5 protein-coding genes are annotated in these 7,306 nt (G+C 69.5%); 2 read left to right on the top strand and 3 right to left on the bottom strand.

Annotated elements, in window-relative coordinates:
* Positions 1 to 422: 422 nt before the first annotated feature.
* A complete protein-coding gene (locus ACZ7IB_RS23505) occupies positions 423 to 980 on the bottom strand; it encodes a MarR family winged helix-turn-helix transcriptional regulator (RefSeq protein WP_114245697.1) in 558 nt (185 codons plus the stop codon).
* A 155-nt stretch (positions 981 to 1,135) separates the two neighbouring features.
* Here ACZ7IB_RS23505 and ACZ7IB_RS23500 point away from each other — a divergent pair, with 155 nt between their 5' ends.
* Positions 1,136 to 2,437, top strand: a complete 1,302-nt coding sequence (locus ACZ7IB_RS23500) for an MFS transporter (protein ID WP_470915348.1) — start codon at positions 1,136 to 1,138, stop codon at positions 2,435 to 2,437.
* A 48-nt stretch (positions 2,438 to 2,485) separates the two neighbouring features.
* Here the strand turns inward: ACZ7IB_RS23500 and ACZ7IB_RS23495 are convergent, their stop codons facing one another.
* The gene (locus ACZ7IB_RS23495; protein WP_470915330.1) at positions 2,486 to 4,285 is read right to left on the bottom strand and encodes a SpoIIE family protein phosphatase; all 1,800 of its coding nucleotides are present in this window, start codon (positions 4,283 to 4,285) and stop codon (positions 2,486 to 2,488) included.
* 186 nt (positions 4,286 to 4,471) lie between these two features.
* The gene (locus ACZ7IB_RS23490) at positions 4,472 to 5,932 is read right to left on the bottom strand and encodes an NAD(P)/FAD-dependent oxidoreductase (protein ID WP_470915328.1); all 1,461 of its coding nucleotides are present in this window, start codon (positions 5,930 to 5,932) and stop codon (positions 4,472 to 4,474) included.
* A 339-nt stretch (positions 5,933 to 6,271) separates the two neighbouring features.
* Here ACZ7IB_RS23490 and ACZ7IB_RS23485 point away from each other — a divergent pair, with 339 nt between their 5' ends.
* Entirely contained in the window at positions 6,272 to 7,189 is a 918-nt protein-coding gene (locus ACZ7IB_RS23485) for a TetR/AcrR family transcriptional regulator (RefSeq protein ID WP_470915327.1), read from the top strand.
* Positions 7,190 to 7,306: the final 117 nt, after the last annotated feature.

Here is a 7,306-nt window from a genome sequence, read left to right as displayed (position 1 = left end):
ACTTTTGGCACGCTGTTGAGTTCTCAAGGAACGGACGCTTCCTTCGTACTCACCCTCTCGGGCTTTCCTCCGGGCTTTTCCCTTCGGTCTTGCGTCTCCGACTCTACCAGATCCTTTCGGGCCTGATTCCCAGTCAGCGGGATTTGTCTTCCCGGCCGTTGAGCCGTTCCGACACCGAAACTCTAGCGGATTCATCCCCGCAATTCATAATCGCGCCCTCAAAATGAATTCCGGCATGCCGAAATCATCCCGAGCGGGAGACCGTGCAGAGTTTTGGTTGCCGCAGTAGCGGCGGGATCGGCTGTCGCAGAACCGTTCCGACTCCACGACAACTCGGAGAACCTTACGGATCAGCGAGAGACGTGTCAACCCCGCCAGGTCAAGCCGTTTTCACCGCTCGTTCCCCGATCGCCCGGCCGGGGTCAGTCCAGGTCGGTGAGGCGGCCGCCGGCGTCCGGCTGAGCGTGTTCCACGCGGCGCAGGAGGCGGATCAGCATGTCGCCGAGGACGCCGCGTTCGTCGCCCGTGAGGTCCTGGAGCAGGTCTTCCTCGAAGTCGGTGGCCATGCGCATCGCCTCCAGCCACTTCGTACGGCCCTCGTCGGTCAGCTCCACGATCACACGCACCCGGTTGCTCTCGTCCCGGTCGCGGGTGACCAGTCCCTCGCCCGCCATCCGGTCGATGCGGTGGGTCATCGCCGCCGGGGTCAGACCGAGGCGCTTGGCCAGCTCTCCCGGGCCCAGGCGGTACGGGGAGCCGGCCAGGACCAGGGTCTTGAGGACTTCCCACTCGGCGTTGCTGATGCCGAGAGCGGCGACCTGGCGTCCGTACGCCACGTTCATCCGGCGGTTCAGTCGGCCCAGGGCCGAGACGACCTGCTCGACCTGGGGGTCCAGGTCACGGAACTCGCGCTGATAGGCGGCGATCTGCTCGTCGAGGCTCGGCTCCTGGGGGCCGGGCTGCTCGGTGGTGTCAGGCATGGCGGGCAGTATCGCACGCCCTCCATAGCCATCGAAGTCCTTCGATCTGAATTGTTGAGCTTCTAACTTTAGTGCTAAAGTCTTCGGGTTCGAGTCGTTCGGGTGGCTCGGCAAGTCGCTTCGAGACCTTGAGGTAGGTGAGTGTGACCAGGGAGATGGGTGCAGCACTGCGGCGGATCCAGCTGGGGAGCGCGCTGAGCGCGTTCGGGCTGGGGTTCACCGTTCCGTATCTGTACGTCTATGTGGCACAGGTGCGGGACCTGGGTGCGGGTACGGCGGGAGTCGTGCTGGCGGTCTTCGCCATGGCAGCGCTCGCCGTTCTGCCGTTCACCGGGCGTGCCATCGACCGGCGCGGGCCGCTGCCCGTACTCGTCGTCGCCTCGGTCGTCGCTTCCCTGGGCGCTGCCGCCCTCGGCCTGTCGTCGGATGTGACCGCCGCCGTGCTGTCGGCCGCGGTCCTCGGCGCGGGTACGGCGGTCATGCAGCCGGCGCTCGCCACCATGCTCGTGTGGTGCTCCAGCGCCGCCACCCGTACTCGTGCCTTCGCCATGCAGTTCTTCCTGCAGAACCTCGGGCTCGGCATCGGCGGGCTGGTCGGCGGACAGATCGTCGACACGAGCCGGCCGGAGACCTTCACCCTGCTGTTCCTCATCGAGGCCGCGATGTTCATCGTGCTCGGTGTCATCGCCTCCACGGTGCGGCTGTCCCATGCGCCTTCCTTGTCCGGCGCCAGGCCCACCGACGGGTCCGAGGCGCCGGGCGGGCTGCGGGCGCTGCTCTCGCACCGGGCCATGGTGCAGCTGTGCGTGCTGGGCTTCGTGCTGTTCTTCGCCTGCTACGGACAGTTCGAGTCCGGGCTCGCGGCGTACGGCACCGAGGCCGCCGGAATCCAGCCCTCGACCCTCGGTATCGCGCTGGCCGCCAACACCGCCGTCATCGTCGTGGCTCAGTTCGTCGTGCTGCGTCTGGTGGAGCGCCGCAGGCGCAGCCGGGTCATCGCCTCGGTCGGTCTGATCTGGGCGTTCGCCTGGATCGTGGCGGGGTACGCGGGGCTCGGGCACGGCAGCCAGACCATGGCGACGGCCGCGATGATCTCCACGTACGCGCTGTTCGGGCTCGGCGAGTCGATGCTGTCGCCGACCGTGGCGCCGCTGGTCGCCGATCTGGCGCCGGAGTCGATGGTCGGGCAGTACAACTCCGCGTTCGCCCTTTGCAAGCAGCTCGCGCTCGCGGTCGGTCCGGCCGTGGGCGGGCCGATGGGGGCGACGCTGCACGGCCCGTACATCGTGACGTTCGTGCTGTTCTCGCTGGGCATCACGGTGCTGGCGCTGCGGCTCGGCCGGCAGCTCACTCCCGTACAGGACCAGCCTTCGATCGAGACGGTGCCGTCCAGGGTGGTGGCCGCGTCACTGCCGGAGGCCGAGCCCGTGGTTGCCTCCGCCGTCACCACTCGCTGAGGCGGTGGAGCGGTACAGGCGAGTAGGGGTCCTGCTTCGGCAGGGCCCCTACTGCGGCAGGGTGAATTCGCACCAGACCGCTTTGCCGCCGCCAGGTGTGCGGCGGCTGCCCCAGGACGTGGCGATCGTCGCGACGATGGAGATGCCGCGACCCGCTTCGTCCGCCGGATCGGCTCGTCGGCGGCGCGGCAGGTGGTCGTCGCCGTCGGTCACCTCGATGATCAGGCGGCGATCGGTACGGCGCAGGCCCAGGCGCATCGGCGGGGTGCCGTGCTTGAGGGAATTCGCGACGAGTTCGCCGGCGGCCAGGACGCCCAGGTCGCAGAGTTCGACCGGGAAACGCCACGACGTCAGGACGCCGGTCGCGAAGGCGCGGGCGCGCGGGGCCGCTTCGATGCCGCCGAGAAGATCGAGCGAGGCGTTGTGGAACAGCTCCGCGTTCGCCCCCGTTCGGGCGGGGTGCTGGACCACCAGCACCGCCACGTCGTCGTCGTGTTCCGCGGTGACGCCGAGGGAGCGGATCAGCCGGTCGCAGACCACCTGGGGTGAACCCTTGGCACCGGAGAGGGCGCGTTCCAGAGCGGCGACGCCCTCGTCGATGTCCTCGCTGCGACGCTCCACCAGGCCGTCCGTGTAAAGGACCGCGGTGGAGCCGGGCGGCAGCGCGATCGTGCCCGATGTGTGGATCCAGCCGCCGGTGCCGAGCGGCGGTCCTGTCGGGTCCTCGGCGCGGTGGACCGTACCGTCCTCGTGGCACACCAGGATCGGGAGGTGCCCGGCGGAGGCGTAGACGAGCCGGCCCTCGTTCGGATCGTGGACCGCGTAGGCACAGGTGGCGATCTGGCTGGCGTCGATCTCGGCGGCGAGACCGTCGAGGAGCTGGAGCACCTCGTGCGGCGGGAGGTCGAGGCGGGCATAGGCGCGCACGGCCGTGCGGAGCTGGCCCATGACGGCGGCGGCTCGCACCCCACGGCCCATCACGTCCCCGATGACCAGGGCGGTGCGGCCTGCGCCGAGGGTGATGACGTCGTACCAGTCGCCGCCGACCGCGGCGTCCGTGCCGCCTGGCTGGTAGGTGGCGGCGATCCGCAGGTCGTCGGGCTGCTCCAGCTCCTGCGGGAGCAGGGAGCGCTGGAGGGTGACGGCCGTTTCGCGGTGGCGGCGCTCGCTGGCGCGGAGCCGTTCGGCCGCTTCGGCGTGGTCGGTGACATCGACGGCGTACACGAGCACTCCGCCTTCGCTGCCTTTGTTCCTGTTCTTGCCGCTCCGGCTGCCCTTGTCCTGTTTCTTGTTCCCGTCCCTGTCGCCGTCTCCGTCGCCGTCGGTTTCGCCGTCGCTGTCCCTGTGCACCGGGGTGCAGGTCACGGTGTACGAATTGCCGTTGCGGACCTTGCGGGACTTGACCGTACGGGGTGTGCCACTGCGCAGGACCTGATCCAAGAGGGGCAGCAGGCTGAGCTCGGTGAGCTCGGGCATGGCCTCGGCGGCGGTGGCGCCGGCCGGGCGCGGTCCGAAGGCGGCGGCGTAGGCGTCGTTGACGTACGCGATCCGGTGGTCGGGGCCGTACACCAGGGCCACCAGAGCGGGCAGCTGGCCGAGGATGTCCCGGGCGGAGAGATCCTCCAGGGCGGGGCCGCGGTCCCCGGGAGGTTCGCCGTGCGTGTCGTGGTGCGTGTCGCCGCTCTTGTCGCCAGGCGTGTCACTGCGCGTGTCGCCGTCCGGCGAGCAGGGCCCGGTCTCGGGCTGTGCGTACTCGGCGCGGGCCGAGGGCACGGGACTGCGGTCGTCCCGTGCGGCGGCGCGGCGCTGCGTTCCGGGTAGGCGGGCGCTCCAACGCGTGAAGTTCACGGAAATTCTGGCCTCGTGTGTCGGTCTGGTCCGCTCGGGCGGGCTGCTCACTGTCGGTCACTGCCGGCCGGGTCACTCTGTGCAGATGTGGGTCCACCCATGGTCACACGTCCAGTGTGACGGACCGTACTGACAGTGTCCGTACGGCCGGGTCCCGGGTAGGTGCGCAGACGGGCCGACGGGCAGTCAGCCGCCGTTCCTCGAAGGGCCCTCGGGCCCTGGCGGGTGGCCGGGCCCCGGCGTGCCGTCGGCGTTCGGCGGGCCGGTCCGCCCGGGGCGTCTGCCTCCTGCGGCGAGTTCGAACTCGGCGCGCGGGTGTTCCAGCGAACCGAGGGAGACGATCTCGCGCTTGAAGAGCCCGGCGAGGGTCCATTCGGCAAGGACACGGGCCTTCCGGTTGAACGTCGGGACGCGACTGAGGTGGTACGTACGGTGCATCAGCCAGGCGGGGTAGCCCCTGAGCTTACGACCGTAGACATGGGCGACGCCCTTGTGGAGACCGAGTGAGGCGACGGAGCCCGCGTAGCTGTGCCGGTACTCCTTGAGGGGTTCGCCGCTGATCGACGCGAGGACGTTCTCGGCGAGGACCTTGGCCTGGCGCACGGCGTGCTGGGCGTTGGGTGCGGTCTCCTTGCCCTTTTCCGCGGCGGTCAGGTCGGGCACCGCCGCGGCGTCCCCGGCGGCCCAGGCATGTTCGACCCCGTCGACGGTGAGTTCCGCCGTGCATGTGAGCCTGCCGCGCTCGTTGAGCGGCAGGTCGGTGGCGGCGAGGATCGGCGCGGGTTTGACGCCCGCGGTCCACACGAGGGTGCGGGTCGGGAAGCGGGAACCGTCGCTCAGGACGGCGATCCGGTCCTCGCAGGACTCCAGCCGAGTGTCGAGGCGTACGTCGATATTGCGGTCTCTCAGCTCACGGATCGCGTAGGTGCCCATGGCGCCGCCCACCTCGGGAAGGATGCGGCCGGTCGCCTCCACGAGGATCCATTTCAGGTCCTCTGCCTTGATGTTGTGGTAGTACCGCGAGGTGTAGCGGGCCATGTCCTCCAGCTCGGCCAGGGCCTCGACGCCCGCGTATCCGCCGCCGACGAAGACGAAGGTGAGGGCGGCGTCGCGGATGGCCGGGTCGCGGGTTGCGGAGGCGATGTCCATCTGCTCGATGACATGGTTGCGCAGCCCGATGGCCTCCTCGATGGTCTTGAAGCCGATGCCGTGGTCGGCGAGGCCGGGGACCGGGAGAGTGCGCGAGACGGAGCCTGGTGCGAGAACGAGTTCGTCGTACGGAATCTCGACGGCGCCGGTGCCATCCTCCCCGGTGGCGAGGGTGGTGACGGTCGCCGTGCGTTTGGCGTGGTCGATGCGTTGTGCCTCACCGATCACGATCTTGCAGTGCGCCAGGACCCGGCGGAGCGGCACGACGACATGGCGCGGTGAGATCGAACCGGCGGCCGCTTCGGGCAGAAACGGCTGATACGTCATATAAGGCTCGGGCGTGACGACGACGATCTCGGCCTCACCGCTTCTGAGTCTCTGCTTCAGCTTCCGCTGGAGACGCAGCGCTGTGTACATCCCGACGTAGCCGCCGCCGACGACGAGAATGCGCACACCCGGCGGGGGGCCGGGGGGTGTTCCCCCGGAATCTGAAGCCATCACCACCCCATGACGCAACGTGCTCAAGGGTTTGTCCACAGCCCCGGCAAATTGTGTGACCGGAGGTTCTGGACGGGCCGCTGCTGCCGGTCGCGGCGACAACACGGAAGCTGCGCAGGTCAGGGGCTGGAGTGGGGGGCGCGAACGGGGGGCGAATCAGTAACCAACCGGCCCTTGCTCCGATCGGGGGGCGCTCCGTGCGGAACTACCCCCTTCTGAATTGACCCGGGCTCAACTATGTTCGTATGTCGTCGGGGTGTCGGGTTGGGACCATGATCCACACTCTGACTAAACGGCGGGAAGTCTCCGGGGGGAGACGTCATAACCGGGGGAACAGTCATGCACATTCAGGATTCTCATTGGCAGGCTGCTACGGCAGTTACGCCCCATTCGTCCGACGGAAACGGACGAAACGGAGCGGTGGGGACAGTGGACACGGTGGGTCCGGTCGCGGCAGCCGGAACAGGCGGCACGGCCGGAACAGCCGGGGCCGCCGGAGCGAACGGGCGCTCGGCTCCGCTCCGCGTGGACGCACAGCGCAATCTGGAGCATGTGCTGCGAGCCGCACGCGAGGTTTTCGGTGAGCTGGGATACGGGGCTCCGATGGAGGACGTGGCACGTCGCGCCAAAGTCGGAGTCGGCACGGTGTACCGGCGGTTCCCGAGCAAGGACGTGCTGGTGCGGCGGATAGCCGAGGAGGAGACCTCCCGGCTGACGGACCAGGCGCGGACCGCGCTGGGCCAGGAGGAAGAGCCGTGGTCGGCGCTGTCGCGCTTCCTGCGAACATCCGCGGCCTCGGGCGCGGGGCGGCTGCTGCCGCCGCAGGTGCTGCGGGTCGGGGTCGATGGCGACGCCGACGTCGACGCCGACAACTCGAACGCGGTCGGGGAGTCACAGGCCATAGCGGCCTCCGTGTCGGACTCGGGTCCGGGCAGTGCTCGGGACGAGACGCGGGTGCCTCAGCAGCGGCAGGGCGCGGGTCAGGCCGACCTCCGGCCGGCCGACGGGCCTTCCGTCACGGAGACCGGCATCGAGGACGACGACACGGGAGCCGGCGAACTGCTGGAGGTCGTCGGCCGGCTGGTGGACCGGGCACGGACAGCCGGTGAGCTGCGCCGTGATGTGACGGTGGCGGATGTGCTGCTGGTCATCGCGACGGCGGCGCCTTCGCTGCCCGACGCGGATCAGCAGGCTGCGGCTTCGAGCCGACTGCTGGACATCCTGCTGGAGGGGCTGCGCTCTCGACCGGTCGTGTGAGAGGGCTGCGCGGAAGCGGAGTGCGCGTGCGTGCCGGGCGCGGTGAGGTGGCGACGTCGGCGTGTGAGCGCGGCGCGTGCGTGCCGGCGCGGTGAGCGTGCGTGCCGGCGCGGTGAG

The sequence above is a fragment of the Streptomyces sp. NPDC037301 genome (assembly GCF_055602785.1).
This window is presented reverse-complemented; position numbering and strand designations above follow the sequence as displayed.